Annotated in this window: 27 protein-coding genes; 11 read left to right on the top strand and 16 right to left on the bottom strand. The window is 70.6% G+C overall.

Features of this window, described 5'->3' with window-relative positions:
* The first annotated feature begins 54 nt into the window (after positions 1-54).
* On the top strand, positions 55-522 hold the full coding sequence (locus ACZ5CR_RS38090; RefSeq protein WP_468866380.1) for a hypothetical protein: 468 nt from the start codon (positions 55-57) through the stop codon (positions 520-522).
* On the opposite strand, the gene hisI is transcribed toward ACZ5CR_RS38090, so the two are convergent.
* A complete protein-coding gene (gene hisI, locus ACZ5CR_RS38095; protein ID WP_468866382.1) occupies positions 503-943 on the bottom strand; it encodes a phosphoribosyl-AMP cyclohydrolase in 441 nt (146 codons plus the stop codon). The two genes, ACZ5CR_RS38090 and hisI, sit on opposite strands and share 20 nt — an antisense overlap.
* Before the next feature lie 82 nt (positions 944-1,025).
* Here hisI and ACZ5CR_RS38100 point away from each other — a divergent pair, with 82 nt between their 5' ends.
* Both ACZ5CR_RS38100 and ACZ5CR_RS38105 read left to right on the top strand, forming a co-directional pair.
* The gene (locus ACZ5CR_RS38100; RefSeq protein WP_468866384.1) at positions 1,026-1,661 is read left to right on the top strand and encodes a TIGR03085 family metal-binding protein; all 636 of its coding nucleotides are present in this window, start codon (positions 1,026-1,028) and stop codon (positions 1,659-1,661) included.
* Positions 1,661-2,062, top strand: coding sequence for a VOC family protein (locus tag ACZ5CR_RS38105; RefSeq protein WP_468866385.1), 402 nt, complete (start codon positions 1,661-1,663; stop codon positions 2,060-2,062). The genes ACZ5CR_RS38100 and ACZ5CR_RS38105 overlap by 1 nt, the downstream gene beginning before the upstream one ends.
* Positions 2,063-2,067: 5 nt before the next feature.
* Here the strand turns inward: ACZ5CR_RS38105 and ACZ5CR_RS38110 are convergent, their stop codons facing one another.
* The 10 genes from ACZ5CR_RS38110 to hisD all read right to left on the bottom strand — a co-directional run bounded on the left by ACZ5CR_RS38110 (position 2,068) and on the right by hisD (position 9,795).
* On the bottom strand, positions 2,068-3,315 hold the full coding sequence (locus ACZ5CR_RS38110; RefSeq protein WP_468866387.1) for an MFS transporter: 1,248 nt from the start codon (positions 3,313-3,315) through the stop codon (positions 2,068-2,070).
* A gap of 14 nt (positions 3,316-3,329) precedes the next feature.
* Complete coding sequence (locus ACZ5CR_RS38115) at positions 3,330-3,911, bottom strand: ArsR/SmtB family transcription factor (protein ID WP_468866388.1); 582 nt, start codon at positions 3,909-3,911, stop codon at positions 3,330-3,332.
* A gap of 132 nt (positions 3,912-4,043) precedes the next feature.
* Positions 4,044-4,799 (bottom strand): imidazole glycerol phosphate synthase subunit HisF, encoded by a 756-nt coding sequence (gene hisF / locus ACZ5CR_RS38120; RefSeq protein ID WP_468866390.1) that lies wholly within the window; start codon positions 4,797-4,799, stop codon positions 4,044-4,046.
* Positions 4,796-5,191 (bottom strand): RidA family protein, encoded by a 396-nt coding sequence (locus tag ACZ5CR_RS38125; protein WP_468866392.1) that lies wholly within the window; start codon positions 5,189-5,191, stop codon positions 4,796-4,798. The genes hisF and ACZ5CR_RS38125 overlap by 4 nt, the downstream gene beginning before the upstream one ends.
* Complete coding sequence (gene priA, locus ACZ5CR_RS38130; protein WP_468866514.1) at positions 5,188-5,913, bottom strand: bifunctional 1-(5-phosphoribosyl)-5-((5-phosphoribosylamino)methylideneamino)imidazole-4-carboxamide isomerase/phosphoribosylanthranilate isomerase PriA; 726 nt, start codon at positions 5,911-5,913, stop codon at positions 5,188-5,190. The genes ACZ5CR_RS38125 and priA overlap by 4 nt, the downstream gene beginning before the upstream one ends.
* Before the next feature lie 17 nt (positions 5,914-5,930).
* Positions 5,931-6,590 carry an imidazole glycerol phosphate synthase subunit HisH gene (gene hisH / locus ACZ5CR_RS38135; RefSeq protein ID WP_468866395.1) on the bottom strand — a complete coding sequence of 220 codons (660 nt, stop codon included), beginning with the start codon at positions 6,588-6,590 and terminating at the stop codon, positions 5,931-5,933.
* 17 nt (positions 6,591-6,607) lie between these two features.
* Positions 6,608-6,772 carry a hypothetical protein gene (locus ACZ5CR_RS38140; RefSeq protein ID WP_202121127.1) on the bottom strand — a complete coding sequence of 55 codons (165 nt, stop codon included), beginning with the start codon at positions 6,770-6,772 and terminating at the stop codon, positions 6,608-6,610.
* A gap of 4 nt (positions 6,773-6,776) precedes the next feature.
* Positions 6,777-7,370 carry an imidazoleglycerol-phosphate dehydratase HisB gene (gene hisB, locus ACZ5CR_RS38145; protein WP_383327903.1) on the bottom strand — a complete coding sequence of 198 codons (594 nt, stop codon included), beginning with the start codon at positions 7,368-7,370 and terminating at the stop codon, positions 6,777-6,779.
* Complete coding sequence (locus ACZ5CR_RS38150) at positions 7,367-8,473, bottom strand: histidinol-phosphate transaminase (protein ID WP_468866398.1); 1,107 nt, start codon at positions 8,471-8,473, stop codon at positions 7,367-7,369. Before ACZ5CR_RS38150 ends, hisB begins: the two co-directional genes overlap by 4 nt.
* Positions 8,470-9,795, bottom strand: coding sequence for a histidinol dehydrogenase (gene hisD / locus ACZ5CR_RS38155; RefSeq protein ID WP_468866401.1), 1,326 nt, complete (start codon positions 9,793-9,795; stop codon positions 8,470-8,472). The genes ACZ5CR_RS38150 and hisD overlap by 4 nt, the downstream gene beginning before the upstream one ends.
* Positions 9,796-10,100: 305 nt before the next feature.
* On the opposite strand from hisD, the gene ACZ5CR_RS38160 reads away from it, so the two are divergent.
* The 5 genes from ACZ5CR_RS38160 to ACZ5CR_RS38180 all read left to right on the top strand — a co-directional run bounded on the left by ACZ5CR_RS38160 (position 10,101) and on the right by ACZ5CR_RS38180 (position 14,217).
* A complete protein-coding gene (locus ACZ5CR_RS38160) occupies positions 10,101-11,615 on the top strand; it encodes an oxidoreductase (RefSeq protein ID WP_468866516.1) in 1,515 nt (504 codons plus the stop codon).
* 200 nt (positions 11,616-11,815) lie between these two features.
* Positions 11,816-12,823, top strand: coding sequence for a hypothetical protein (locus tag ACZ5CR_RS38165; protein ID WP_468866402.1), 1,008 nt, complete (start codon positions 11,816-11,818; stop codon positions 12,821-12,823).
* Between the two features lie 11 nt (positions 12,824-12,834).
* Complete coding sequence (locus tag ACZ5CR_RS38170; protein ID WP_468866404.1) at positions 12,835-13,575, top strand: LON peptidase substrate-binding domain-containing protein; 741 nt, start codon at positions 12,835-12,837, stop codon at positions 13,573-13,575.
* A 17-nt stretch (positions 13,576-13,592) separates the two neighbouring features.
* Entirely contained in the window at positions 13,593-14,102 is a 510-nt protein-coding gene (gene ybaK, locus ACZ5CR_RS38175) for a Cys-tRNA(Pro) deacylase (protein ID WP_468866406.1), read from the top strand.
* 40 nt (positions 14,103-14,142) lie between these two features.
* Positions 14,143-14,217: a hypothetical protein gene (locus ACZ5CR_RS38180; protein WP_468866518.1), complete on the top strand. Its 75-nt coding sequence runs from the start codon at positions 14,143-14,145 to the stop codon at positions 14,215-14,217.
* Positions 14,218-14,262: 45 nt separating this feature from the next.
* Here ACZ5CR_RS38180 and ACZ5CR_RS38185 read toward each other — a convergent pair whose 3' ends face one another.
* The 4 genes from ACZ5CR_RS38185 to ACZ5CR_RS38200 form a co-directional block, all read right to left on the bottom strand.
* Positions 14,263-14,937 (bottom strand): DUF2567 domain-containing protein, encoded by a 675-nt coding sequence (locus ACZ5CR_RS38185; protein WP_468866408.1) that lies wholly within the window; start codon positions 14,935-14,937, stop codon positions 14,263-14,265.
* A gap of 131 nt (positions 14,938-15,068) precedes the next feature.
* Positions 15,069-15,887, bottom strand: a complete 819-nt coding sequence (locus ACZ5CR_RS38190; protein ID WP_468866410.1) for an ABC transporter permease — start codon at positions 15,885-15,887, stop codon at positions 15,069-15,071.
* A 130-nt stretch (positions 15,888-16,017) separates the two neighbouring features.
* Positions 16,018-16,980, bottom strand: coding sequence for an ABC transporter ATP-binding protein (locus ACZ5CR_RS38195; RefSeq protein ID WP_468866412.1), 963 nt, complete (start codon positions 16,978-16,980; stop codon positions 16,018-16,020).
* 195 nt (positions 16,981-17,175) lie between these two features.
* On the bottom strand, positions 17,176-18,435 hold the full coding sequence (locus ACZ5CR_RS38200) for an NYN domain-containing protein (RefSeq protein ID WP_468866414.1): 1,260 nt from the start codon (positions 18,433-18,435) through the stop codon (positions 17,176-17,178).
* 258 nt (positions 18,436-18,693) lie between these two features.
* Here ACZ5CR_RS38200 and ACZ5CR_RS38205 point away from each other — a divergent pair, with 258 nt between their 5' ends.
* Positions 18,694-18,879, top strand: coding sequence for a hypothetical protein (locus tag ACZ5CR_RS38205; RefSeq protein WP_383271199.1), 186 nt, complete (start codon positions 18,694-18,696; stop codon positions 18,877-18,879).
* A gap of 108 nt (positions 18,880-18,987) precedes the next feature.
* Here the strand turns inward: ACZ5CR_RS38205 and dnaE are convergent, their stop codons facing one another.
* Positions 18,988-22,530: a DNA polymerase III subunit alpha gene (gene dnaE / locus ACZ5CR_RS38210; protein WP_468866417.1), complete on the bottom strand. Its 3,543-nt coding sequence runs from the start codon at positions 22,528-22,530 to the stop codon at positions 18,988-18,990.
* A 230-nt stretch (positions 22,531-22,760) separates the two neighbouring features.
* On the opposite strand from dnaE, the gene ACZ5CR_RS38215 reads away from it, so the two are divergent.
* Both ACZ5CR_RS38215 and ACZ5CR_RS38220 read left to right on the top strand, forming a co-directional pair.
* Entirely contained in the window at positions 22,761-24,101 is a 1,341-nt protein-coding gene (locus ACZ5CR_RS38215; protein WP_468866419.1) for a DUF2252 domain-containing protein, read from the top strand.
* Between the two features lie 57 nt (positions 24,102-24,158).
* Positions 24,159-24,842 carry a hypothetical protein gene (locus tag ACZ5CR_RS38220; protein ID WP_468866421.1) on the top strand — a complete coding sequence of 228 codons (684 nt, stop codon included), beginning with the start codon at positions 24,159-24,161 and terminating at the stop codon, positions 24,840-24,842.
* Positions 24,843-24,846: the final 4 nt, after the last annotated feature.

The raw sequence follows: 24,846 nt of genomic DNA on the forward strand, positions 1-24,846 counted from the left end.
TGGCGGACGGTGTCGCGGACCGACAGGCGAAACGCCGGCCGCTACAACTGGACGATGACCAACCGCCGTACGCTGCCCGCCCTTGTCCTCGTCCTCGCCTCGACCGCGTTCGCGGCCGCCGCGCCCGACCCCGTGGTGTGGCCCGCCCCCAAGGACGTACCCGAGAGGGTGCGGGCCGCGGGCCTCCAGATGCTCGACAACGAGGCGATGGACATGCACATCCACACCACCCTGAAGGTGTACTCCGGCGGCCGCCCCGTCACGGTCCCCGCGGACATCGGCATCGACCGCTCGGGCCCCAAGCCCCGCTACAGCCCGCTGCACACGCACGACACGACCGGCACCCTGCATGTGGAGTCGGAGCGGTGGCGGGACTTCACTCTGGGGCAGTTCATGACCGAGTGGGGCGTGAGCGGCGTACGGGAGAGGTGTGGCGCCGCTGTCGGCGGGCGCCCGCAGGCCGGCGACCCGTCCCGCATCGTGCTGCGGGACGGCGAGACGATCACGCTCCGGTGCCGGTGATTCCTGCGTCCGTGACTCCTGTGTCCGTGGCCTCTGTGTCCGTGATTCCTGTGCCGGTGAAGGTGACCGGCAGGGAGTCGGCGTCGAAGCACGTGCGCGTGCCCGTGTGACAGGCGGCGCCGACCTGGTCGACCTGGACCAGGACGGTGTCCGCGTCGCAGTCGAGGGCGACGGACTTCACGTACTGGAAGTGCCCGGACGTGTCGCCCTTGACCCAGTACTCCTGGCGGCTGCGCGACCAGTAGGTACAGCGCCCCGTGGTGAGCGTGCGATGCAGCGCCTCGTCGTCCATCCAGCCCAGCATGAGCACCTCACCGGTGTCGTACTGCTGGGCGATGGCGGGGACGAGTCCGTCGGCGCCGCGCTTGATGCGGGCGGCGATCTCGGGGTCGAGGCTGCTGGGCGGAGGCGTGGCGGTCATGGGCCCATTGTGCCGCGCCTCGGGAACGCGGCCGGGCCGTGTCCACTGGGCGGGCCGGTCGGCGAGCCGTAGGCTGGAGCGCATGTCGACCCATGCCAAGCGTGAACGACTTCTCCTCGCCGACCTGTTGGAGGCGGAGGGCCCCGATGCCCCCACCCTCTGCGAGGGCTGGAACACCCGTGATCTCGCGGCCCACGTGGTGGTCCGCGAGCGCCGCGCGGACGCCGCGGGCGGGCTGCTGATCAAGCAGCTGGCCTCGCGCCTGGAGCGCGTCCAGGCCGAGTTCGCCGCGAAACCGTACGAGGAACTGATCCAGCTGATCAGGACGGGACCGCCGCGCTTCTCGCCCTTCGCCCTCAAGCAGATCGACGAGGCGTCGAACGCCGTCGAGTTCTACATCCACACCGAGGACGTGCGCCGCGCTCAGCCGGACTGGACGCCGCGCGAGCTCGACCCGGTCTTCGCGGACGCCCTGTGGTCCCGCCTGGAACGGATGGCCCGCCTGGTGGGCCGCAAGGCGCCGGTGGGCGTGGTCCTGCGGCGCCCCGACGGCCAGACGGCGGTGGCGCACCGCGGCACGCCGGTGGTGACGGTCACCGGAGAGCCCTCCGAGCTGCTGATGTTCGCGCACGGGCGGCAGGACGCGGCCAACGTCGAACTGGACGGCGACAAGGACGCGATCGCCCGGCTGCACGAGACGAAGCAACTGGGCCTCTGATGATCAAGATCGCCATGACCGGCGTGTACGTCGACGACGTGGCCAGAGCCCATGCCTTCTACCGGGACGTCCTGGGCTTCGAGACCCGGCACCACGTGGACATGGTGGGCGGCCAGGTCTTCGTCACCGTCGGGGCGGCGGGCGGTCAGGGCGATGTGGAGCTGCTCCTGGAGCCGGGCGAGGGCCCCATCGCGGAGCCCTACCGCAAGGCGCTGCACGAGGCGGGGATCCCGTGCATCGTCTTCGGGGTGGACGATGTGCGGGCCGAGCACGAGCGGCTCACCGGCCTCGGGGTCCGGTTCACCCAGGGGCCCGAGGAGCAGGGTCCTGTGATCACCGCGGTGCTTGACGACACGGTGGGGAACTTGGTGCAGCTGATGCAGGACGCGTCCGCGGGGTAGTCGCCTCAGCGCGGCAGCTCGGCCTGGCGCAGGGCGCGGGAGCAGAGGCCGAGCACCCCGCCCGCCGCACTCACCGCCGCGCTCGCCGCGAAGACCGGCTCGATGCCCCAGGCGCCGATCGCCGCGCCGACGACGGGGTAGGTCATGGGGGCGATGCCCACGGTGAACAGCGTCGCCACGGAGGTGACGCGCCCCAGGTAGGCGGGCGCGGTGACGGTCTGCACAAGGGCTCCGATCAGCGCGCCTCCGAGTCCGGTGCACAGGCCCACGCAGAGTCCGGCCACCGCGGCGGCGCCCACCGACGGCGCGAAGCCGATCGCGGCCAGCGCCACGGAGCCGACCACCACTCCCCAGGACTGCACGGCTCCGGCCCGCGCCACCCGCCCGCGCACGGCGAGCAGCAGCGCCGCCGCGCCCGCGCCGACGCCGAAGCCGCCCACCGTCCACGCCATGCCGGCGGCGCCCCAGCCACGCTCGTCGGCGAGCAGCACGACGCCGATGTTGGCGGGTCCGGCGAAGCCCAGCTCCATCACGGCGGCCACCAGGAGCAGCGGGGTGAGCACCCGGTGTCCTCGGATGTACCGCAGCCCGTCCACGAGTTGACGCCGGGCGCTCTCACCCGTCCCCGCCTCCTCGTCCGGGGCCGGTTCCCGGACGCGTACGGCCATCAGGAGCACCAGTGAGACGGCGAAGAGCACCCCCGCCACACCGAACCCTGCCGCGGGCCCGCCCACGGCCACCGCGAGGCCGCCCACCGGTGCGGCGGCGACCGTGGCGACGCGCTGCGCGAATCCCCGCATGCCCTGCACCCGGCCGAGCTGCCCCGGGGCCGTGATGCGCGGCGGCAGGGCGCCGACGCTCGGCAGGAACAGCGCGTCGACGGCGCCGAAGACCAGGGCGACGAGCACCAGGAGCCAGATGCCGGGGGTCGCGACGAGGAGCAGCACCGCCACGGCGAGGATCACCGCGCAGCGCACCGCGTCGCTCCCGATGACCACACGGCGGGGCCCGAAGCGGTCGGCGATCACGCCGCCGCCCAGCATGAGCACGGCGCGGGGCACAGAGCCGACGGCGAGGACGAGACCGGCCTGCGCGGGGCTGCCGCTACGGGCCGCGGCCCAGGAGAGCGCGACGAAGTAGACGCTGTCGCCGATCATCGAGGCGGTGTAGGCGCTCAGCCAGCGCAGGACGTTGCCGTCCCGGTGCGCGGGTCTCTCGACGGCAGGGGCCGTGGGTAAGGCGGTGGCGGTCATGGCGGGAAGCCCTCTCAGATCCGGAACGGAAAACTGGCCAGATGCAGCGCGACGTTCTCGCGCCCCTCGGTGTCGCCCGCCGCCTCGGCGGCCTTGCCCTGCTCCTCGTACGTCCTGACCAGGGCGTGGATCTCGGCGTTGAGCCGCGTGAGTTCGGCGGGGTTCAGACGGGCGAGGAAGTCCGACTGGTCCGCCGCGATGCGCCACTCGGCGCCCCACGCCTCCTGCTGGTCCAGGTAGGTCTCGTACTGCTCCTGGCGGTACGAGATCAGGCTGCGTACGACGGCCGCGTGCGTGGCCGCCCCCTCCGGTGAGTCCTTGAAGTCCTCGTGCCGGAAGCTCAGCGTGTCCTGCGCCGCCTGCCACCACCGCTCCCGCGCGTCCTCGCTCTGCACATCGGCCTCCTCGATGAGGCCGTGCTCCGCGAGCTTGCGCAGGTGGTAACTGACGAGCGAGACCGCCTCGTCGACCTGCGAGGCGAGCTGCGAGGCCGTCGACGGGCCCGAGACCCGCAGAGCGCCGTAGACCCTCAGACGCAGCGGGTGCCCCAATGCCTTGAGCGTGCCGAGGTCGGTGATGCGGCGGGGATTCTCCATACCGCCACCGTAGATACGAAAGAAAAATTGCGCAATGAAAATTGCGCAACAGATCTTTCGCATCTCGACAAGACGATCACGACAAGACAATGCCGCCACGGCCCGAAGGCCGTGGCGGCAGAGAGAGCAGGCCTACCGAACCGGGTGCCCCGCCCCCCGCAACGTGTCCTTGACCTCGCCGATCCGCAGATCCCCGAAGTGGAAGACCGACGCGGCGAGCACCGCGTCCGCGCCCGCCGCGATCGCGGGCGGGAAGTGGTCGAGGCGGCCCGCGCCGCCGGACGCGATGACCGGGACGGTGACGTGACGGCGTACCGCCGCGATCATCTCGATGTCGTAGCCGTCCTTCGTGCCGTCCGCGTCCATCGAGTTGAGCAGGATCTCGCCCGCGCCCAACTCCGCGGCCTGGTGCGCCCATTCGACGGCGTCGATCCCGGCGGACTTGCGGCCGCCGTGGGTCGTGACCTCGAAGGAGCCGGAAGACGTACGCCGGGCGTCGACCGAGAGGACGAGCACCTGGCGCCCGAACCGCTCCGCGATCTCGCGGATCAGCTCGGGGCGCGCGATGGCGGCCGTGTTCACGCCCACCTTGTCGGCACCGGCGCGAAGGAGCTTGTCGACGTCGTCGGCGGTGCGGACGCCGCCGCCCACCGTGAGCGGGATGAAGACCTGCTCGGCGGTGCGGCGGACCACGTCGTACGTCGTCTCGCGGTTGCCGGAGGACGCGGTGATGTCCAGGAAGGTGAGCTCGTCGGCGCCCTCGGCGTCGTACACCTTGGCCATCTCGACGGGGTCGCCCGCGTCGCGCAGGTTCTGGAAGTTGACGCCCTTGACGACCCGGCCGTTGTCCACGTCCAGGCAGGGAATCACGCGTACCGCGAGGGTCATGCGGGGGCTCCTCGGAAGGCTTCCAGTTCCACTTCGACCAGGATGCGCGGGTCGACGAAGCCGGAGACGACCGCGATGGTCGTCACCGGACGCACGGAGCCGAAGATCTCCTTGTGGGCCCGGCCCACCTCGTCGACGTCCCGCGCGTGGGTCAGAAAGATCCGTGTGCGGATCACGGACTCGGGACCGAGCCCGAGCTCGCCGATGGCTTCGAGCGCGTTGCCCATGGCGACCCGCGCCTGTTCGTAGGGGTCGCCCTCGCCGTACAGGATGTCGCCCTTGAAGGAGGTGGTGCCGCCGACCACGACCCGGTCGCCCGCCTCGACGGCGCGGGCGAAGCCGAAGGCCTCCTCCCAGGGGCTGCCGCTCTGCACTCGTCGTACACCGCTCATCGCGACACAGCCTCCAGCGCTTCCTCCAGCGTGAAGGCCTTCGCGTACAGCGCCTTGCCGACGATGGAGCCCTCGACGCCCTGCGGGACGAGTTCGGCGATCGCGCGCAGGTCGTCGAGCGACGAGACGCCGCCGGATGCGACGACCGGCCGGTCCGTGGCCGCGCAGACGTTGCGCAGGAGCTCCAGGTTCGGGCCCTGCAGCGTGCCGTCCTTGGCGATGTCGGTGACGACGTAGCGGGCGCAGCCCTCGGAGTCGAGGCGCGCCAGGGTCTCGTAGAGGTCGCCGCCGTCGCGGGTCCAGCCGCGGCCACGGAGAGTGGTGCCGCGGACGTCGAGGCCCACCGCGATCTTGTCGCCGTGCGACGCGATGATCTTGGCGACCCACTCCGGGGTCTCCAGGGCGGCCGTACCGAGGTTCACGCGCGTGCAGCCGGTGGCGAGCGCGGCCTCCAGGGACGCGTCGTCGCGGATGCCGCCGGACAGCTCGACCTTGATGTCCATGGCGTCCGCGACCTCGGCGATGAGCGCGCGGTTGTCCCCGGTGCCGAACGCGGCGTCCAGGTCGACCAGGTGCAGCCACTCGGCGCCCGACCGCTGCCAGGAGAGGGCGGCCTCCAGCGGGGAGCCGTAGGAGGTCTCCGATCCGGACTCGCCGTGCACGAGGCGTACGGCCTGGCCGTCGCGGACGTCGACGGCGGGGAGGAGTTCGAGCTTGCTCACAGAAATCCCTGACATCGCTAGAGGGTTCCGATCCAGTTGGTGAGGAGCTGGGCGCCGGCGTCGCCGGACTTCTCGGGGTGGAACTGCGTGGCCCACAGCGCGCCGTTCTCGACGGCGGACACGAACGGCTCGCCGTGCGTGGTCCAGGCGACCTTGGGCGCGCGGAAGGCGGGGTTGCCCGCCTCGAAGTCCCACTGCTGAACGGCGTACGAGTGCACGAAGTAGTAGCGGGCATCGGCGTCGAGGCCCGCGAACAGCTGCGAGCCCTCGGGCGCGGCGACCGTGTTCCAGCCCATGTGCGGGACGACGTCGGCCTTCAGCGGCTCGACGGTGCCGGGCCACTCGTCGAGGCCCTCGGCCTCCACGTCGTGCTCGATGCCGCGCGCGAAGAGGATCTGCATGCCGACGCAGATGCCCATCACGGGACGGCCGCCCGCGAGCCTGCGGCCCACGATCCAGTCGCCGCGCGCCTCCTTGAGCCCCTGCATGCAGGCGGCGAAGGCGCCGACACCGGGGACCAGGAGGCCTTCGGCGTTCATGGCCTTGTCGTAGTCACGGGTGATCTCGACCTCCGCGCCCGCGCGCGCCAGGGCGCGCTCGGCGGAACGGACGTTCCCGAAGCCGTAGTCGAAGACGACGACCTTCTTGGGAGCGGTCACCTTCTTAGGAGCGGTCATACGTGGATCAGCTCCCCTCAGTTCCAGTAGTCGAGCCGCATGACACCCGCGACGATGCACATGGCCGCGCCGATGGAGAGCAGCGTGATCAGGCTCTTGGGCATCCCCTGCTTGACGAAGGAGATGATGCCGCCGATCAGGAAGAGACCGACGACGATCAGGATGGTGTTGAGACCGGTCATGGCTTTACAGCGCGCCCTTCGTGGAGGGGAGAATCCCGGCGGCGCGCGGGTCGTGCTCGGACGCGTAGCGCAGCGCGCGGGCGAGGGCCTTGAACTGGCACTCCACGATGTGGTGGGCGTTGCGGCCGTAGGGCACGTGGACGTGCAGGGCGATCTGGGCCTGCGCGACGAAGGACTCCAGGATGTGCCGGGTCATCGTCGTGTCGTACGTGCCGATCATCGGCGCCATGGTCTCGGGCTCGGTGTGCACGAGGTAGGGGCGGCCGCTCAGGTCGACGGTCACCTGGGCGAGCGACTCGTCGAGCGGGACCGTGCAGTTGCCGAAGCGGTAGATGCCGACCTTGTCGCCGAGCGCCTGCTTGAAGGCGGCGCCCAGGGCGAGGGCGGTGTCCTCGATGGTGTGGTGCGTGTCGATGTGCAGGTCGCCCTCGGTCTTGACCGTGAGGTCGAAGAGCCCGTGGCGGCCGAGCTGGTCGAGCATGTGGTCGTAGAAGCCGACACCCGTCGACACCTCGACCTTGCCGGTGCCGTCGAGATCGATCTCGACGAGGACCGACGTCTCCTTCGTGGTGCGTTCGACCCGTCCAACGCGGCTCATGCCTGCTGCTCCTTCTTCAGTTCGCGTACCGCATCGAGGAACGCGTCGTTCTCTTCGGGGGTTCCGGCGCTGACGCGCAGCCAGCCGGGCACTCCGTTGTCCCGGACCAGGACGCCCCGGTCGAGGATCCGCTGCCAGACCGCGTGGGAGTCTTCGAATCGCCCGAACTGGACGAAGTTGGCGTCGGAGTCGGTCACTTCGTAGCCGATCGCCCGCAGCTCGCTCACCAGACGGTCGCGCTCGCTCTTCAGCTGCTCGACGTACTTCAGGAGCGTGTCGGTGTGCTCGAGGGCGGCGAGCGCGGTGGCCTGGGTGACGGCCGACAGGTGGTACGGCAGGCGTACGAGCTGTACGGCGTCGACGACCGCCGGGTCGGCCGCGAGGTAGCCGAGGCGGAGCCCGGCCGCGCCGAAGGCCTTCGACATGGTGCGCGAGACGACGAGGTTCGGCCGTCCCGCGAGCAGCGGGAGCAGCGAGTCGCCGTGGCTGAACTCGACGTACGCCTCGTCGATCACGACCATCGACGGCTTCGCGGCCTGCGCGGCTTCGTAGAGCGCGATCACCGTGTCGGCCGATACCGCGTTGCCCGTGGGGTTGTTGGGCGTGGTGATGAAGACGACGTCGGGCTGATTCTCGGCGACGGCCTTCGTGGCCGCCCCGACGTCGATGGTGAAGTCGTCCGTGCGGGGGCCTGAGATCCAGCCCGTGCCGGTGCCGCGCGCGATGAGGCCGTGCATCGAGTACGAGGGCTCGAAGCCGATGGCGGTGCGTCCTGGCCCGCCGAAGGTCTGCAGCAGCTGCTGGATGACTTCGTTCGAGCCGTTGGCCGCCCAGACGTTGGCGAGGGTGACCTCGTGGCCGCCGGTGTCCGTGAGGTAGCGCGCGAGCTCGGTGCGCAGCTCGACCGCGTCGCGGTCGGGGTAGCGGTTGAGGTCGCGGGCCGCCTCGCGGACGCGCTCGGCGATGCGCTCGACGAGCGGCTCGGGGAGCGGGTAGGGGTTCTCGTTCGTGTTCAGGCGCACGGGTACGTCGAGCTGGGGCGCGCCGTAGGGGGACTTGCCGCGCAGTTCGTCGCGTACGGGAAGGTCGTCGATGTTGGTCACTTGGTTTCCGGCACCTTCCATCCGAACCTCGCCTTGACGGCCGCACCGTGCGCGGGCAGGTCCTCGGCCTCGGCGAGCGTCACCACGTGGTGGGCGACCTCGGCGAGCGCGTCGCGCGTGTAGTCGACGATGTGGATGCCGCGCAGGAAGGACTGGACGCTGAGCCCCGAGGAGTGGCAGGCGCAACCGCCGGTCGGGAGCACGTGGTTGGAGCCCGCGCAGTAGTCGCCGAGCGAGACGGGGGCCCACGGGCCGACGAAGATCGCACCCGCGTTCTTCACCCGGTCGGCGACCGCCGTGGCGTCGGCGGTCTGGATCTCCAGGTGCTCGGCGCCGTACGCGTCGACGACGCGCAGGCCCTCTTCCAGGCCGTCGACCAGGACGATCGCGGACTGCCTGCCCTTCAGGGCGGGGACGATCCGGTCCTCGACGTGCTTGGTCGCCGCGACCTGCGGCTCGAGCTCCTTGGCGACCGCGTCGGCCAGAGCCAGGGAGTCGGTGACGAGGACGGCGGCCGCGAGCGGGTCGTGCTCGGCCTGGCTGATCAGGTCGGACGCGACGTGCACGGCGTCGGCCGTGTCGTCGGCGAGGACCGCGATCTCGGTCGGGCCCGCTTCGGTGTCGATGCCGATGCGTCCCGTGAAGTAGCGCTTGGCGGCCGCGACCCAGATGTTGCCGGGCCCGGTGACCATGTTGGCCGGGGCGCAGGTCTCGGTGCCGTACGCGAACATCGCGACGGCCTGGGCGCCGCCCACCGCGTACACCTCGTCGATGCCGAGGAGGGCGCAGGCGGCGAGGATCGTCGGGTGCGGGAGTCCGCCGAAGTCCTTCTGCGGCGGGGAAGCGAGCGCCATCGACTCGACGCCGGCCTCCTGTGCCGGGACGGCGTTCATGATCACGGAGGACGGGTAGACGGAGCGTCCGCCCGGTGCGTAGAGCCCCACGCGCTCGACCGGCACCCACTTCTCGGTGACCGAGCCGCCGGGCACGACCTGGGTCGTGTGCGGGGCGCGGCGCTGCTCGCGGTGGACGATGCGGGCGCGCCGGATCGATTCCTCGAGGGCCTCGCGCACGACGGGGTCGAGGCCTGCGAGGGCTTCGGCGATGGCGGCCGCCGGGACACGGACCTGCGTCAGGCGCACTCCGTCGAACTTCTCCGCGTATTCGATCAGCGCCGCGTCGCCACGATGATGCACGTCCTCGCAGATGGGCCGCACCTTTTCCAGGGCGGCCGCTACGTCGAAGTCGGCACGGGGCAGCAGGGCGCGCAGGGCGGGACCCTCGGGGAGGGCGTCGCCGCGCAGATCGATTCGGGAGATCACGTGCCCAATTCTCTCAGACCCCGATTCCGGGCCGGACGCCCGTATCACTGGCTGATATGGATCCGCGCGTCACCCACCACCGCCGTACTTGAAACGCTCCGCGTCGCCTCTCGCTTTCCGTAAGACCCCGTTCACCACTAGCGTTCAGCCCGTCACTGAGCGGGCATGAAACAGGTGTACGAGACCAGCGCGCATCGCAGTACGAGAACGCGGTACGGGACCGCAGTACGGGGAGGGCAACAGCAGTGGTCGACGACACCGGCATCGGTGACCCGCCGGACGGACTGACCGCCGCCGAGATCGGCATGTGGCAGGCCTTCCGCAACGGCAGCGTCTATGACCTCAGGTCGGGGGACGCGATGGCGGACGATCCGCACGGCGGCCACCCCTGGGGCCCGGAACGCAGCGTGCGCGCGCGCATCGTGTGCTGGCTGCTCCTCGAAGGGCCGCCCGCGCTCTCGGGCCGGGTCTCGTCGCTGAAGCTCTCGGGCCTCCAGATCACGGACGTGCTCGATCTGGCGGGCGGCGAGGTCGTTCCCTACGCCGAGCTGAAGCACTGCCGCTTCGAGAAGGAAGTACTCGTCCCGGAGGCCAAGTTCACCACCCTGCGCCTGGTCAACTGCTCGATCCCGCGCGTGGAGGCGGCCCGCGTGCACACGGAGGGCGATCTGCATCTGCCGCGCTGCCGGATCCACAACGGCATGCGGCTCACGGACGCCCAGATCGGCACCGACCTGCTGATCAACCAGGCCGTGATCTACCGCGACCGGCGCGGCAACTCGATCATGGGCGACGGGCTCTCGGTCGGGCAGGACCTGCAGGCCGAGATGATGGAGTCGCACGGCCAGCTGAGCCTGCGCGGCGCGAAGGTCGGCGTCTCCCTCAGCCTGCGCGGCAGCAAGCTCGCCAATCCGTACGGCCAGCGGGCGCTGAACGCCCCGCAGATGACCGTGGAACGCACGCTCTACATGACGCCCGCCGCGCTCGGCGATCCCCCCATGACCAGCGGCACGACTCCCCCGCGCGGCACCCGCGTCCAGCGCTTCGAGTGCCAGGGCGGCATCCGGCTCGACGACGGGCGCTTCGGTGACGCCGTCGACCTGGCCCAGGCGCGCTTCGTCCTGGAGAACGACCAGGAGGTGTCGCTGCGCCGCGTCCAGACCCCCGAGCTGCGTTTCCTCGGTGAGGCCCCGCAGCGCGGCAAGGTCATCCTGTCCGGCATGAAGGTCGTCAACCTCATCGACAAGTCGACCAGCTGGCCGGGTCCCGGCGGCCTCCAGATGGGCGGCTTCAGCTACGAGAACCTCGTCCCGCAGGGCAGTTTCCCGCTCTCCCGGCGGCTGGCCTGGGTGGCGGCCGCGACCGCCGAGTACAACCCCGAACCGTACGAGAAGCTGGCGACCGTCCTGCGCAACGGCGGCGAGGACGCCGACGCCCGCGAGGTCCTGCTCGCCAAGCAGCGCCGACGCCGCGAGACCCTCCCCCTGGCGGCCAAGCTCTGGGGCTTCGCGCAGGACTGGACGGTGGCCTACGGCTACCGTCCTGGACGGGCCGCCCTGTGGATGGCGGTGCTCTGGGCGGTGAGCGCGGTCGCCTTCTCGCACTCCGACCATCCGGCGATCAAGCCGGGCGAGCATCCGAACTGGAACCCCGCGCTCTTCTCCCTCGACCTGCTGCTCCCGGTCATCGACCTCGGCCAGGACAGTTACTGGCAGCTGCGCGGCGGCTGGCAGTGGTTCGCGGCGATCCTCATCCTGCTGGGGTGGGTCCTTGCGACGACGGTCGCGGCGGGGGCGACGCGACTTCTGCGGAGGAACTGAGGGGGCGCGGGGACCGATCCCCGGGGTCAGGGATCCCCCGGTCAGCGATCCACGGGGCAGGGATTCCCGGGCCAGGGATTCCCGGGGCGGAGATTTTACCTGCCCTTGACCATACGTCAGGCAACCTAACGGCCGATACGAAAGCTTCACCGGCCGCCCTCTGGCACCTGCCCCGACCTGCGGCTTTCAATATCCACACGATGGCATTCCTGCACGCCCTGATCCGCACCGCCCGCATGGTCAGGAACACCCCGCTCCTGGCGACCGGCCTCGCCCCCGACGACGACGTGCTCCTCGACGCCCCCGACGACCGGCTCGGCCCCGCGCTCGTCGCCGCGGGCCGCGGCGACTACGACCCCGCGGCCAAGCTGCTCGCCATGACCCGCGAGGGCAACGAGTGGGAGAACCGCGACCGCTACACGACGCGCCTCGCCGCCTTCGCCCGCTCCCGCTCCGAGTGGTTCGACGACTGGCAGTCCGCCGCGCCGCACGATCCGGACGCGCTGCTCGTCAAGGCGGAACTCGCGGTCGTCCGCGGCTGGGAGTCGCCCGCCCGCGCCGAGCTGCTTCGCCAGACAGCGCCCCTGATCACCGCCGCCGCCGACGCGGACCCGCGCGACCCCGTGCCCTGGCGGATCGCCCTGGACCACGCGCGCGGCACGCATGCCCCGCAGTCGGTCTTCGACTCGATCCGGGCCGAGGCGGTGCACCGCGCCTCGCACCACTACGGCTGCCACGCCTCCGCACTCCAGTACCTGTCAGCCGACTGGTACGGATCGCACCGCCAGTGCTTCGACTTCGCCGAGCGGGCCGCGCGGGACGCGCTGCCGGGCTCGCTGATCCAGGCGCTGCCCGCGCGGGCCGCTTTCGCGTATCTCACCAGCGCGTCGGGGAGCGTGCCGCGCGAGCGCCTGGACGCGGCGGCCGACCTCGGGATCGCCGCGTCGCGGGAGTACGAGGCCGGGGATCCCTGGCCCGCCGAGGTCCGCAACCTCCTCACGTACGTCCTCGTACGCCTCGAGCGATGGAGCGACGCCCTGGAACAACTGCACCTCATCGGGCCCCACGCGACGTCCTTCCCCTGGGACCGCATGTCCGACGATCCGCTCGGCCAGTTCCTGGAACTGCGCGACGGCGTACGCATCGAGGTGGCCTCCAGGACCCCGCTGCGCACCGGTCGCGGACGTGCGCGCTCCGAGGACCATTAGGCTTCAGGCTCGTGACCACCGTCCGGCTTCCGCTCTTCCCGCTCAACTCGGTGCTGTTCCCGGGGCTCGTCCTCCCGCTGAACGTGTTCGAGGAGCGTTATCGCGCCATGATGCGCGACCTGCTCAAGACTCCCGAAGAGGAGCAGCGCCTCTTCGCGGTCGTCGCGATCCGTGACGGCCTCGAGGTGGCGCCCAGCGCCCCCGGCCTCCCCGACCCCACCACGCAGCCCGAGCAGGGGCCGACCGCCGGCTTCGGCGAGGACCCGCTCAAGGCCTTCCACGCGGTGGGCTGCGTGGCCGACGCGGCGACGATCAGGGAGCGCGCCGACGGCGGCTTCGAGGTCCTCGCCACCGGCACCTCACGCGTACGCCTGCACTCGGTCGAAGCGTCCGGGGCCTTCCTGACCGCGGAGGTCGAGGAGCTGCCCGAGGATCCGGGCGAGGAGGCCGGAGCGCTGGCCGAAGGCGTCCTGCGGGCGTTCCGCGCCTACCAGAAGCGCCTCGCGGGGGCGCGCGAACGGTCCCTCTCCACCGGCGCCGAGCTGCCGGACGACCCGTCCGTGGTGTCGTATCTGGTCGCGGCCGCGGCCGTCCTCGACACCCCCACCAAGCAGCGGCTCCTGGAGGCGCCGGACACGGCTTCGCGCCTGCACGAGGAGCTGAAAGTCCTTCGCGCCGAGACCGCGATCATCCGTAATCTGCCGTCGTTGCCCGCGACGGACCTCACGCGCGGCACGACCAGTCTCAACTGACGTAAGGCGCGAGCGCTGTGGCGAAGAAGCAGAAACAGCAGAAGCAGTCGGGCGCGGGCGGCACTCCCGCGACGGTCGCCCTCACGGCGGCGGGCGCCGACTACACCGTCCACGCGTACGAACACGACCCCGCACACCCCTCGTACGGCGAAGAGGCGGCGCAGGCCATGGGCGTCTCCCCCGACCGGGTCTTCAAGACCCTGGTCGCCGAGGTCGACGGCGAGCTGACGGTGGCCGTGGTCCCCGTGGCGGGCACCCTGGACCTCAAGGCCCTGGCCACGGCGGTCCGCGGCAAGCGCGCGGTGATGGCCGACCCCGCGGCCGCCGAGCGCACCACGGGGTACGTACGGGGCGGCATCTCCCCCCTCGGCCAGCGCAAGAAGCTGCGCACCGTCCTGGACGACTCGGCATCGGCGCACGCCACGATCTGCGTGTCGGCGGGCCGCAGGGGCCTGGAAGTGGAGCTGGCCCCCGGCGACCTGGCGCGTCTCACGGGCGCGGTACTGGCCCCGATCGGGCGTGAATAGGCCCTCGACGCGGGGCGTCGGGTCGACTAGTTACACCCTCATGTCGAAGAAGACGCGCAAGAGGAAGTGGCGGGTGAAGAAGGGCAAGGCCAACCACGGGAGGCGCCCCGCCTGACGTCCGGCCTCGGTCCCCGGGCGCCGACCGGCGTCCGGGGCTTCCTCACGCCCCTGTGGAGTCCGGGCCCCCGTCGCCCCGGCCGGGGTCCCCGTAGGGCAGGGGGTAGGGGTCGGGGTCACGCGGCCCGAAGAGCGCGGTGAGCCCCAGGTGCACGAGCAGCGCGGCCACCGGCCAGGCCAGCAACGCGCCCTTCGCCTTGAGCTCGAGGGGCGCGTCGAACGCGACGCCCTTGCCCACCGACTTCGCGTGGGCGACGACATCCGTCTCCGGCCCGAGGAAGATCCCGAAGCGCCAGGCGACCACGGCCGCCAGCAGCCCCCCGGCCGTCAGCCCGACGACCAGCGGAATCCCGCCCTGCTTGCGCAGCAGGAACACCACGGCGCCACTCACCGCGCCGAACGCGAGTGCGAGCAAAGTGAACGTTCCGTCGACCCCGATCGCCTGCTCGCCCTCGGTGTCGTAGAGGTACACCGCCTCGTTGTTCGCGATCAGCGGGACCCGTGGCGCGAGCCACATCCACAGGAGCCCGAGCAGGAGGCCACAGACCGCCATCGCGACCATGACCACTGCGGCCTGCCGCACTTCGGTCTTCATACCAGGACCGTCCTCCTCATGCACCGACGTGGGAACGGCTCCGGACGGCTGAGCGGCTTGCTGCCAGGCGTCGTGCGGGGGCTGGTCGTGGGGCGGCTGGGAGGGCGTCAGCGGTGCAGTCACCCACACATGGTGCCAGGCCCACCCGTCGCCCGACCGCCACCCCTCAAGGAGACGCCGCGCGCCCCTCTTGTCACCGAGCGCCGCGTCACCTTGTCACCGAGCGCCGCGTCACCTTGTCACCGAGCGCCGCGTCACCGCACGGCCGCACGGCGGTAGGCCCAGGTGGCGATGGCCAGCGAGGCGACGCCGACCCCCGCGCAGACCGCGAGGTCCAGGGCGACGACCGCCCAGTCCGGATGCGGCCCGAAGGTACGGGCGAACGCCTCGACGCCGTACGTCGAAGGGAGCAGATCACGCGCGTACTGCAGGATGCCCGGCATCCGCTCGGCCGGGAGCACCCCGAGGAGCAGCGCCGCCGACATGCCCAACTGGCCGAGAAGTGTGGCCAGTTCGGGCCGGGGTGCGAGCAGTCCCAGGGCGGCACCGAGCCCAGCGAGCGCGGCACCGGCCAGCGGGATCACCGCGACGAGCACCCACAGGTGCCCCAGCGGGAGCCCGAAGAGGCCGCACCCGACCACCGCGGTGACGAGCGTGCCCGGCACGGTGAACGAGGCGTAGGCGGCCGCGGCGCCCAGGACCACCGCGGCGGGCGGCACGGGCAGCGTGGCGTAGTGGTCGAGGCCGCCGTCGGCCCGCAGCTGCCCGAAGTACTGCGCGAGCAGGTTGAGCGCGACGAACGCGACGACGAGCACGGAGGACCCGGCGACGACGGCACGCGCCTCACCGCCCCCGTCGACGACGCCCCGCATCAGGATCATGATCCCGACGGACTGGAAGGTCGCCACGAAGAGCAGCGGAATCCGCGCGACCCGCGCCCGGGACAGCTGGGCCCGGTAGACGGCCGCGAGGGCGGGAAACAGCCGCGCACGGGGCCCCAGGGGCGCGGCGGCGTCGGCCTGCCGCTCTCGGTCGTCGGTCCGCACCGCGGCTTCCAGAGGAACCGCACTCATCGGACGCCCTTCCTGCTGATGTTCGTGTCACTACGCCCACTGCTCGACGCGGGGCGGACGGGTGAGTGGGCGGGATACATCCGCCGCGAAGCGGCGGACCGGGACCGCCCCCACCGAGCCGCAGAAAGGGTCACCCCTTCACCAGCCCTTCCCCGTTCCCGCCCAAGGCGAGGTACACATCCTCCAGGCTGGGCGTGGCCAAGGTGAAGTCGTCCAACGCGGCGAAGGCGGCCCCGCCGGTGACCGCCGCGACAGCGGCCCGCGCCTCGTCCGGGGCGAGCCGCAGGGACCACCGCCGCCCGGACTCCACGGCGGACGACCGCAGCGCGGCGACCTCGGGGACATCGAGCGGCGCCCGCTCCCGCCAGACGAGCTCCACCCGCACCTCGCCAGCGACCTGCTCCTTCAGCCCCACGGGGCTGTCGCAGGCGATGACCTTGCCGTGGTCGAGGACGGCGACGCGGTCCATGACCGTCTCGGCCTCGATGACGTTGTGGGTGACCAGCAGCACCGTCGTGCCGCGCTCGGCCCTGCGCCGGTCGACGGCGCCCCAGACGGCGCGCCGCGCGATGGGGTCCATGCCGGTAGTCGGCTCGTCGAGGACGAGCAGCGGCCGCTCCCCCACCAGTGCGGTGGCGAAGCAGGCGAGCCTGCGCTGCCCGCCGGAGAGCTTCTTCAGGGGCCGCGAGGCGAGCGGGGTGAGCGCGAGCTCTTCGAGTACGCCGTCCCGCTCGGCCCGCGCCGCACGCACGTCGAGGCCGCGCAGCCGCGCGGTCGTCTCGACGGCGAGCGAGACGGTCAGCTCGTCGAGCGCGGTGGACTCCTGGCCCAGATACGCGAGGATCCGCGCGGCCCGCTCGGGGTGGCGCAGGATGTCGTGCCCGAGGATCTCGACGCTGCCGCTGTCGGGCCGCATCAGGCCGGTCAGCTGGCGTACGAGGGTGGACTTGCCGGCGCCGTTGGGTCCGAGGAGGCCGAAGATCTCGCCGCGCCTGACCTCCAGGCTGATCCCGTCGGTGGCGCGCACCTCGGGGGTCGCGGGCCTGCCGCGCCTGCCACGGGCGGCGGGATACGTCTTGACGAGGTCGCGCACCGCGCAGACGGCATCGCTGCCGTGACCCTGTCGGAGCCCCTGTCGGACTGCCTGTGCCGAGCGCGTACTCACGAAGGACGAGACTACGGGGTCCGGTGCCCACTACGACGCCCGGGGCGCCCCGTACGCCCCGTATCAGTCATCTGCCCGGTCATCCGCGCCCGCGTTCCGTCACCCGCCCGCATATCCGTTCGGTCACTCGCCGGAGCGGTCGCCCACCGGCGCGTGCTCGACCGCCGTGTGGACGTCGATCTCGCGCCAGAAGCCCGCCCTGATCGCGTACCGGTCGTGTTCGTCGATCTGGTCGTCCTTGTGGGCGAGCAGGCCGAAGCGGGCCGCGTACCGCAGGAGCTCGCCGTCGACGCGGTGCGGGATGCGCGGGTACATCGTCGAGAGCTTCCGCAGGTCGTGCTGTTCGGGCAGGCGGGCCATCCAGCGGCGCGCGAACACCTGTCCGACCTCAAAGGGGTCACCGCCGACGGTGGTGATGTCCTCCTCACGGTCGGCCCAGCGCTGCTCGGCCGTCGTCACCTGGGCGAGCGTCGGCAGGGCCGCGGCCTCAGGGCTCTCCGCGGCGCCGCCGGGGCGCTCGACCCAGCCCTTGTCCGATGACCAGCGCAGCGTGGCGTTGGTGGGGTGCTGTGCGGCCTGTGTGCCGGGTCCGCGCAGGGCGGCCAGGTCCTTGGGGGTGGGCACGCCCTTGCCCGGGGGGATGGGGTGGGCGCTGCCGCTGTCGCCGTTGGTCCCCGCCTCGGCGTGCTGACCGTGCTGGCCGTGGTGCACGCCCGCGGCCTCGTCGGCGGCCCGCTGGGCGCTGGCCGCGAGGGCGGACTCCGGCAGGGGCGCGGAGAGGATCGCGGCGATCTCGGGGCGCGGAATCGGAGAGGGCGCGCAGACACCGGTGAGCTCCTTGGGGCGCACCGCCTTGGTGATCCAGGTCCGGTCGAGGACGCGGCGCTCGTCGGCCTCGGCCACGAGGTCCTCGGACTGGTTGTAGTCCCCGTCGGCGGCCTGCACGGCCCACAGGTGGACGGCGACGCCGTGTTCCTTGGCGGCCATCATGCCGGGCAGCAGATCCCCGTCGCCGGTGACGAGCACGATGTCCGAGCAGGCGCGGTTGCGGGCCAGCTCCGTCAGCTCGGCGTGCATGGCGGCGTCGACGCCCTTCTGCGCCCACCGTCCGTCGCTCCGGGTCAGCGCGCCGAGCCGGACCGTCACGCGCGGCATGACCCGCAGCCTTCGGTGCTCGGGCTGCGGTACGCGGTCGGGGGCGCCGTCGAACCAGTAGATCCGCAGCAGGGGGCGCTCGGTGTCGGATTCGGCGCGTTCACGGATGCCCTGGATCAGGGCGGTGTGATCGACGGTGATCCGGGACCGGGACGGCTCGCCCGCGAGGAGACTCGCGGCGGCACCCAGCAGATACCCGGCGTCCACCAGGACGATGCAACGGTCCACGCGATCCACCCTCTTTCCCTGGAGATTCCCTGGAAGCAATGGTTCGGGTTTCCTTCGAGTCTGCCCGACCCTGCGGAGGTTAACGGCCGGAACTCGATCTTCGGCGTGGCGCAGCGCGACTTCTCTCTTCCACAGGGCTACGACAGGGCCGTGACAGGGCTTATTACGCACGGTAATTCTCTGAAATGCGCAGCTTGTCGGCATATGTGAATCTGGTCGCGTCCTGGCCCCCAGATTTCCTTCAGGAGGAAGATCACTATGGCCAAGAACAAGAACCGCAAGCAGGGCGACGACCAGAACCGCGCCTCGGCCGCGGAGCAGGCGCAGGAGCAGGCCAAGTCGTCTGCGGAGCAGGCCGAGCAGCGGGTCCAGTCCGCGGTTCAGTCCCAGGGCAGCCCGGCCGAGGTCGCCCGCAAGCATCAGCGTCGCTTCGGCCACAACTGACGCGCGCACAGGCGTATATGCGTGAAGGGGCGCACCCGGACTTCCGGGTGCGCCCCTTTCGTCAAGCGTGAACCGGGCCCGGACCGGGGGCCCGCGCCGAGCCTGGACCTATCCGGCCAGACAGGACGCGCCGAGCAGCACCTTCAGGTCCCCGAAAAGGGCGGGATCCGGCTGCACGCGGTGGCGGTCGAGCCGCAGCACCGTCGTCTTCTGCGCGCCCTGGAGCTTGATCCGCACCTCGCTGTTGCCCCGGTGGTGACTGAGGATCTCGCCGAGGCGGCTGACCATCGGCGGGGTCACCCGCACGGTCGGGATGGTGATCAGGACGGGCGCGTTGGTACCCGCGTTCGACAGGTCGGGGACCTGCATCTCCATCGAGACCAGGCGCGGCACGTCCTCGCGCTTGTCGAGGCGGCCCTTGACGAACACCACGGCGTCCTCGACGAGTTGCGTCGACACCAGCTGATACGTCGCCGGGAAGAACATGCACTCGATGGAGCCCGCGAGGTCCTCGACGGTCGCGATCGCCCAGGCGTTGCCCTGCTTGGTCATCTTGCGCTGGAGGCCGGAGATGATGCCGCCGATGGTGACGATCGAGCCGTCCGAGTAGTCACCGCCGGTGAGCTGTCCGATGCCCGCGTCGGCCTTGTCGGAAAGGACGTGCTCCAGGCCGAAGAGCGGGTGGTCGGAGACGTAGAGACCGAGCATCTCCCGCTCCTGGGCGAGCAGATACGTCTTCTCCCACTCGTCGGTGGAGAACTCCACGTCGAGCCCGAAGCCCGGCTCGTCGCCGCCGCCCTCGTCGCCCATGCCGCCGAAGAGGTCGAACTGCCCCTCCGCTTCCTTGCGCTTGACCTGCACCACGTTGTCGATCATGGGTTCGTACTGGGCGGTGAGTCCCTTGCGCGTGTGCCCCATGGTGTCGAAGGCGCCCGCCTTGATCAGCGACTCCGTGGTGCGCTTGTTGCAGGCGGCGGCCTCGACCTTGTCGAGGTAGTCGGGGAAGGAGGCGAACTTCCCCTTGGCCTTGCGCGAGCGGACGATCGACTCGACCACGTTCGTACCGACGTTGCGGACCGCCTCAAGGCCGAAGAGGATCACGTCGTCGCCCTGGGCGGCGAAGTTGTGCACGGACTCGTTCACGTTGGGCGGAAGGACCTTGATGCCCATGCGCCGGCACTCGTTGAGGTAGATGGCCGACTTGTCCTTGTCGTCCTTCACCGAGGTGAGCAGCGCGGCCATGTACTCGGCGGGGTAGTTCGCCTTGAGGTAGGCGGTCCAGTACGTGACGAGGCCGTACGCCGATGAGTGCGCCTTGTTGAACGCGTATCCGGCGAAGGGGACCAGGACGTCCCACAGGGCCTGGATCGCGGCGTCGGAGAAGCCGTTCTTCTTCGCGCCCTCCTGGAAGAGGACGAAGTTCTTCGCCAGCTCGTCGGGCTTCTTCTTGCCCATCACGCGGCGCAGGATGTCGGCTTCACCGAGGGAGTAACCGGCGATGATCTGCGCGGCCTTCTGCACCTGCTCCTGGTACACGATGAGGCCGTAGGTCAGGCCGAGCGTCTCCTTCAGGGGCTCTTCGAGCTCCGGGTGGATCGGCGTGATCTCCTGGCGGCCGTTCTTGCGCTCCGCGTAGTTGATGTGCGAGTTCATGCCCATCGGGCCCGGCCGGTAGAGGGCCGAGACGGCGGAAATGTCCTCGAAGTTGTCGGGCTGCATCTGGCGGAGCAGCGAACGCATCGGTCCGCCGTCGAACTGGAAGACGCCCAGCGTGTCACCGCGGCAGAGCAGTTCGAAGGTCTTGGGGTCGTCCAGCGGGAGCGAGAGCATCTCCAGGTCGATGCCCTTGCCCGCCCGCACCATCTTGACGGCGTCGTCCATGATGGTGAGGTTGCGCAGGCCCAGGAAGTCCATCTTGAGCAGGCCGAGCGACTCGCACTGGGGGTAGTCCCACTGCGTGATGGTCACGCCGTCCGTGTGCCGCGTCCAGAGCGGCGCGTGGTCGACGATCGGCTCGCTGGACATGATCACGCCGGCCGCGTGCACACCCATCTGCCGGACCAGGCCCTCGACGCCCTTGGCGGTGTCGATGACCTTCTTCACGTCCGGTTCGTTCTCGTACATCCCCCGGATCTCGCCCGCCTCGCTGTAACGAGGGTGCTTGGTGTCGGTGATGCCGGAGAGGTCGATGCCCTTGCCCAGGACGTCGGCGGGCATCGCCTTGGTGAGGCGGTCGCCCATCGCGTACGGATATCCGAGCACGCGCGCGGAGTCCTTGATGGCGTTCTTCGCCTTGATCTTTCCGTACGTGCCGATCATGGCGACCTTGTCGGCGCCGTACTTCTCGGTCACGTACCGGATGACTTCCACGCGCCTGCGCTCGTCGAAGTCGATGTCGACATCGGGCATGGAGACGCGCTCGGGGTTGAGGAACCGCTCGAAGATCAGGCCGTGCGTGATGGGGTCGAGGTCGGTGATGCCCATGGCGTACGCGACGATCGAGCCGGCCGCCGAGCCTCGGCCCGGGCCCACCGCGATGCCGTTGTTCTTGGCCCACATGATGAAGTCGGCGACCACGAGGAAGTACCCCGGGAAGCCCATCTGGATGATGATGTCCATCTCGTACTCGGCCTGCTTCTGCCGGTCCTCGGGGACACCGCCCGGGTAGCGGCGGCCCATGCCGACCCGGACCTCCTCCTGGAACCAGGTGACTTCGGTGAAGCCGTCCGGGATCTCGAACTTGGGCATGAGGTCGCGCTTCTCGAACATCCCGGTGGTGTCGATCTGCTCGGCCACCAGAAGCGTGTTCCGGCACCCCTCCTGCCAGGCGTCCGAGGAGTCGACGGCGTACATCTCGTCCGTGGACTTCAGGTAATAGCCGGTGCCGTCGAAGCGGAAGCGGTCCGGGTCCGAGAGGTTCTTGCCGGTCTGGATGCAGAGCAGGGCGTCGTGCGCGGTCGACTCGTGGGCGTACGTGTAGTGCGAGTCGTTCGTGACCAGGGGCGGGATCCCCAGCTCCTTGCCGATCTTCAGGAGGTCGTCGCGGACCCGGCGCTCGATCTCGATGCCGTGGTCCATCAGCTCCAGGAAGTAGCGGTCCTTGCCGAAGATCTCCTGGTACTCGCCCGCCGCCTTGCGGGCCTCGTCGTACTGACCGAGGCGCAGACGGGTCTGGAGCTCCCCGGAAGGGCAGCCGGTGGAGGCGATGAGCCCCTCCGACCACTGGGAGATCGTCTCCTTGTCCATGCGCGGCCACTTCTGGAGCCAGCCTTCGGCATACGCGTCCGAGGAGAGCTTGAAGAGGTTGTGCAGGCCGGTGCTGTTCGACGCCCAGATCGTCTTGTGCGTGTAACCACCCGAACCGGACACGTCGTCGCGCTTCTGGTGCGGCTGACCCCACTTGACCTTCCGCTTGTTGCGGCGGGACTCCGGCGCCACATACGCCTCGATGCCGATGATCGGCGTGACGCCCGCCTTCTGCGCGGAGTGGAAGAAGTCGTACGCCCCGTGGAGGTTGCCGTGGTCGGACATGGCGATGTGCGTCATGCCCATCTCATTACAGGCGTTGAACATGTCCTTCAGCCGCGCGGCACCGTCCAGCAGCGAGTACTGGGTGTGGACATGGAGGTGCGTAAAGGGCGGCTTGGTCACGGTGGAAGGCCTCCGGAGAACGAACGGTGACAGGCTGCGGGCAGTCTGGGGGGACAGCGTGGAAGTCTAATCCTGAGCACTGACAAGCGTGGAAGGCTGTCCGGAGCACTGACGAGCGACGGGCACTCGGGGGTACCGTCGTGCGTTGGACAGAGCGGAACGCCTGTCCCAAATGTTCTGAACACCCGTCCCACATGTCATGCACGACCTGTACCAGGAGGCACCCCGCGATGTCGGAACCGCAGCCCACCGCTGATCAGCGCGGCGAGCAGATCCTCTCCGTCTTCGACACCGCGTTCGGCGAGCTGCTCGCCGCGGACCCCGCCGCCTTCAAGGTGAAGTTCCGGAAGATGGCCGCCTCCGCCTTCGCGTTCTACCGCGGCACGGCCTGCCTCTTCTACGGGGACCTGGAGCGCGAGCAGCACGGCGGTCCGTACCTGGACGAGCGCACGGGACGGGTGTGGATTCACGGCGACCTGCACGCGGAGAACTTCGGCACGTACATGGACGCCCAGGGCCGTCTGATCTTCAACGTGAACGACTTCGACGAGGCGTACGTCGGCCCCTTCACCTGGGACCTGAAGCGCTTCGCCGCCTCCGTGGCCCTGATCGGGTACACGAAGGCGCTCAGCGACGAGCAGATCACCGACCTGGTGCGGATCTACGCGGCGGCGTACCGCGAGCGCATCCACGACCTGGCGACCGGCGCCAAGAGCGACGAGGTGCCGCCCTTCACCCTGGACACCGCCCAGGGCCCGCTCCTGGACGCGCTGCGCGACGCGCGCTCGCTGACCCGCTTCGGGCTCCTGGAGTCCATGACGGAGATCCGCGACTTCGAGCGCCGCTTCGCTCCGGGCGGCGGCTCGATCGAGCTCGACGCGGCCACCCGCTACAAGGTGCTCGCCGCCTTCGACGGCTATCTGGAGACGCTCCCCGAGTCCTCGCTCACCCGCCCCGACTCGTACCGCGTGAAGGACGTCGTCGGGCGCCGCGGCATCGGCATCGGCTCCGCGGGGCTTCCCTCGTACAACATCCTGCTCGAGGGCAACAGCGACGCCCTGGAGAACGACGTCGTGATCTACCTCAAGCAGGCCCAGACCCCGGCCGTCTCGCGGCACATCACCGACGGCGCGGTCCGTGACTACTTCCAGCACGAGGGCCACCGCACGGTCATCTCGCAGCGCGCGCTCCAGGCGCACGCCGACCCCTGGCTCGGCTGGACCGAGCTGGACGGCGCGGGCCAGCTGGTCGCCGAGGTCTCTCCGTACGCCGTGGACCTGGACTGGTCGGACATCGACGACTGGGACGAGATCGCCGCGGTCATCGCCGACCTGGGCCGCGCCACCGCCACGATGCACGCCGCCGCTGACGACGAGAGCGGCCACTCCGACCTGGTGCCGTTCTCCACGGAGCGCGCGATCGACGCCGCCATCGCGGCGGACGAGGAGGGCTTCGGGGACCTGCTCGTGGACTTCGCCCATGAGTACGGGGCGCGCGCCCGCAAGGACCACCAGATCTTCGTCGACCTGTTCCGTAACGGTCGGATTCCGGGTCTGCAGGCCATCGTGTAACTCATAGGCACCCTTTAGGGATGCCTTATGGGCCCACATGACAGACTCGGCTGCGCGATGGACATATCCGGAACCCAGCTCAGAGCCGTGCGCGCGGCCCTCTTCACGACGCTCGTCGTGACGCTCTCCGCCGCGTCGCACGTCCTGCTGTCCCGCGCCCCGCTGCCGCTGACCACCGTCGCCGTGATCACCGGCGCGGTCTTCGTCATCGCCTACGCCCTGGCGGGGCGCGAGCGCGGCTACGGCCGGATCGCCGCCCTGCTCATCCCCCTCGAACTGGCCGCCGACACGGTGTTCACCACGGGGCAGCACGTCTGTTACGGCCAGGCGGGCGGTCCCGTCGCGGGTCCGCTGCGCTCCGTCGGCTTCGACGTGCTGTGCGGCGGCGGCAGCGTCGGCACGCCGCTGGCCCGGATGACCGGCGACGGTCACCGTGCCGCCGTACTGCTCGCCGACGCCGAGCCGAGCGCCGCCTGGCTGCTGCTCGGCGCGCACATCGGGGTCGGTCTGCTCGCGGCGGCCTGGCTGCGGCGCGGCGAGCGCGCCCTGGCCCAGGTCCTGCGCGCCATGGCCGCGTGCACCTTCCGACCGCTGCTCATCGCGGTCGCCGCGGTGAGCGTCAGCATGCGGCCCGTGCGCCGCGCCCCGCGCCCCGCGCGCCGGGTACGGACCGCGCGTTCGCGGCTTCTCGTGCATTTCGTGGGACGGCGTGGACCGCCCTGCTCGGCCGTCTTCGCCTGAGCGC

It is taken from the genome of Streptomyces sp. NPDC031274, from assembly GCF_055570235.1.

What these genes read in the sequence shown, in the direction of transcription:
- hisF (WP_468866390.1), bottom strand. Translation starts at nt 4,799, where the DNA reads ATGACCCTCGCGGTACGCGTGATTCCCTGCCTGGACGTGGACAACGGC.
- ACZ5CR_RS38205 (WP_383271199.1), top strand. Translation starts at nt 18,694, where the DNA reads ATGGCCAAGAACAAGAACCGCAAGCAGGGCGACGACCAGAACCGCGCC.
- ACZ5CR_RS38110 (WP_468866387.1), bottom strand. Translation starts at nt 3,315, where the DNA reads ATGACCGCCACCGCCTTACCCACGGCCCCTGCCGTCGAGAGACCCGCG.
- ACZ5CR_RS38115 (WP_468866388.1), bottom strand. Translation starts at nt 3,911, where the DNA reads ATGGAGAATCCCCGCCGCATCACCGACCTCGGCACGCTCAAGGCATTG.
- ACZ5CR_RS38140 (WP_202121127.1), bottom strand. Translation starts at nt 6,772, where the DNA reads ATGACCGGTCTCAACACCATCCTGATCGTCGTCGGTCTCTTCCTGATC.
- ACZ5CR_RS38215 (WP_468866419.1), top strand. Translation starts at nt 22,761, where the DNA reads ATGTCGGAACCGCAGCCCACCGCTGATCAGCGCGGCGAGCAGATCCTC.
- ACZ5CR_RS38100 (WP_468866384.1), top strand. Translation starts at nt 1,026, where the DNA reads ATGTCGACCCATGCCAAGCGTGAACGACTTCTCCTCGCCGACCTGTTG.
- ACZ5CR_RS38190 (WP_468866410.1), bottom strand. Translation starts at nt 15,887, where the DNA reads ATGAGTGCGGTTCCTCTGGAAGCCGCGGTGCGGACCGACGACCGAGAG.
- ACZ5CR_RS38220 (WP_468866421.1), top strand. Translation starts at nt 24,159, where the DNA reads ATGGACATATCCGGAACCCAGCTCAGAGCCGTGCGCGCGGCCCTCTTC.
- ACZ5CR_RS38090 (WP_468866380.1), top strand. Translation starts at nt 55, where the DNA reads ATGACCAACCGCCGTACGCTGCCCGCCCTTGTCCTCGTCCTCGCCTCG.
- ACZ5CR_RS38105 (WP_468866385.1), top strand. Translation starts at nt 1,661, where the DNA reads ATGATCAAGATCGCCATGACCGGCGTGTACGTCGACGACGTGGCCAGA.
- hisI (WP_468866382.1), bottom strand. Translation starts at nt 943, where the DNA reads ATGACCGCCACGCCTCCGCCCAGCAGCCTCGACCCCGAGATCGCCGCC.
- ACZ5CR_RS38160 (WP_468866516.1), top strand. Translation starts at nt 10,101, where the DNA reads ATGTGGCAGGCCTTCCGCAACGGCAGCGTCTATGACCTCAGGTCGGGG.
- hisB (WP_383327903.1), bottom strand. Translation starts at nt 7,370, where the DNA reads ATGAGCCGCGTTGGACGGGTCGAACGCACCACGAAGGAGACGTCGGTC.
- hisH (WP_468866395.1), bottom strand. Translation starts at nt 6,590, where the DNA reads ATGACCGCTCCTAAGAAGGTGACCGCTCCCAAGAAGGTCGTCGTCTTC.
- ACZ5CR_RS38125 (WP_468866392.1), bottom strand. Translation starts at nt 5,191, where the DNA reads ATGAGCGGTGTACGACGAGTGCAGAGCGGCAGCCCCTGGGAGGAGGCC.
- ACZ5CR_RS38165 (WP_468866402.1), top strand. Translation starts at nt 11,816, where the DNA reads ATGGCATTCCTGCACGCCCTGATCCGCACCGCCCGCATGGTCAGGAAC.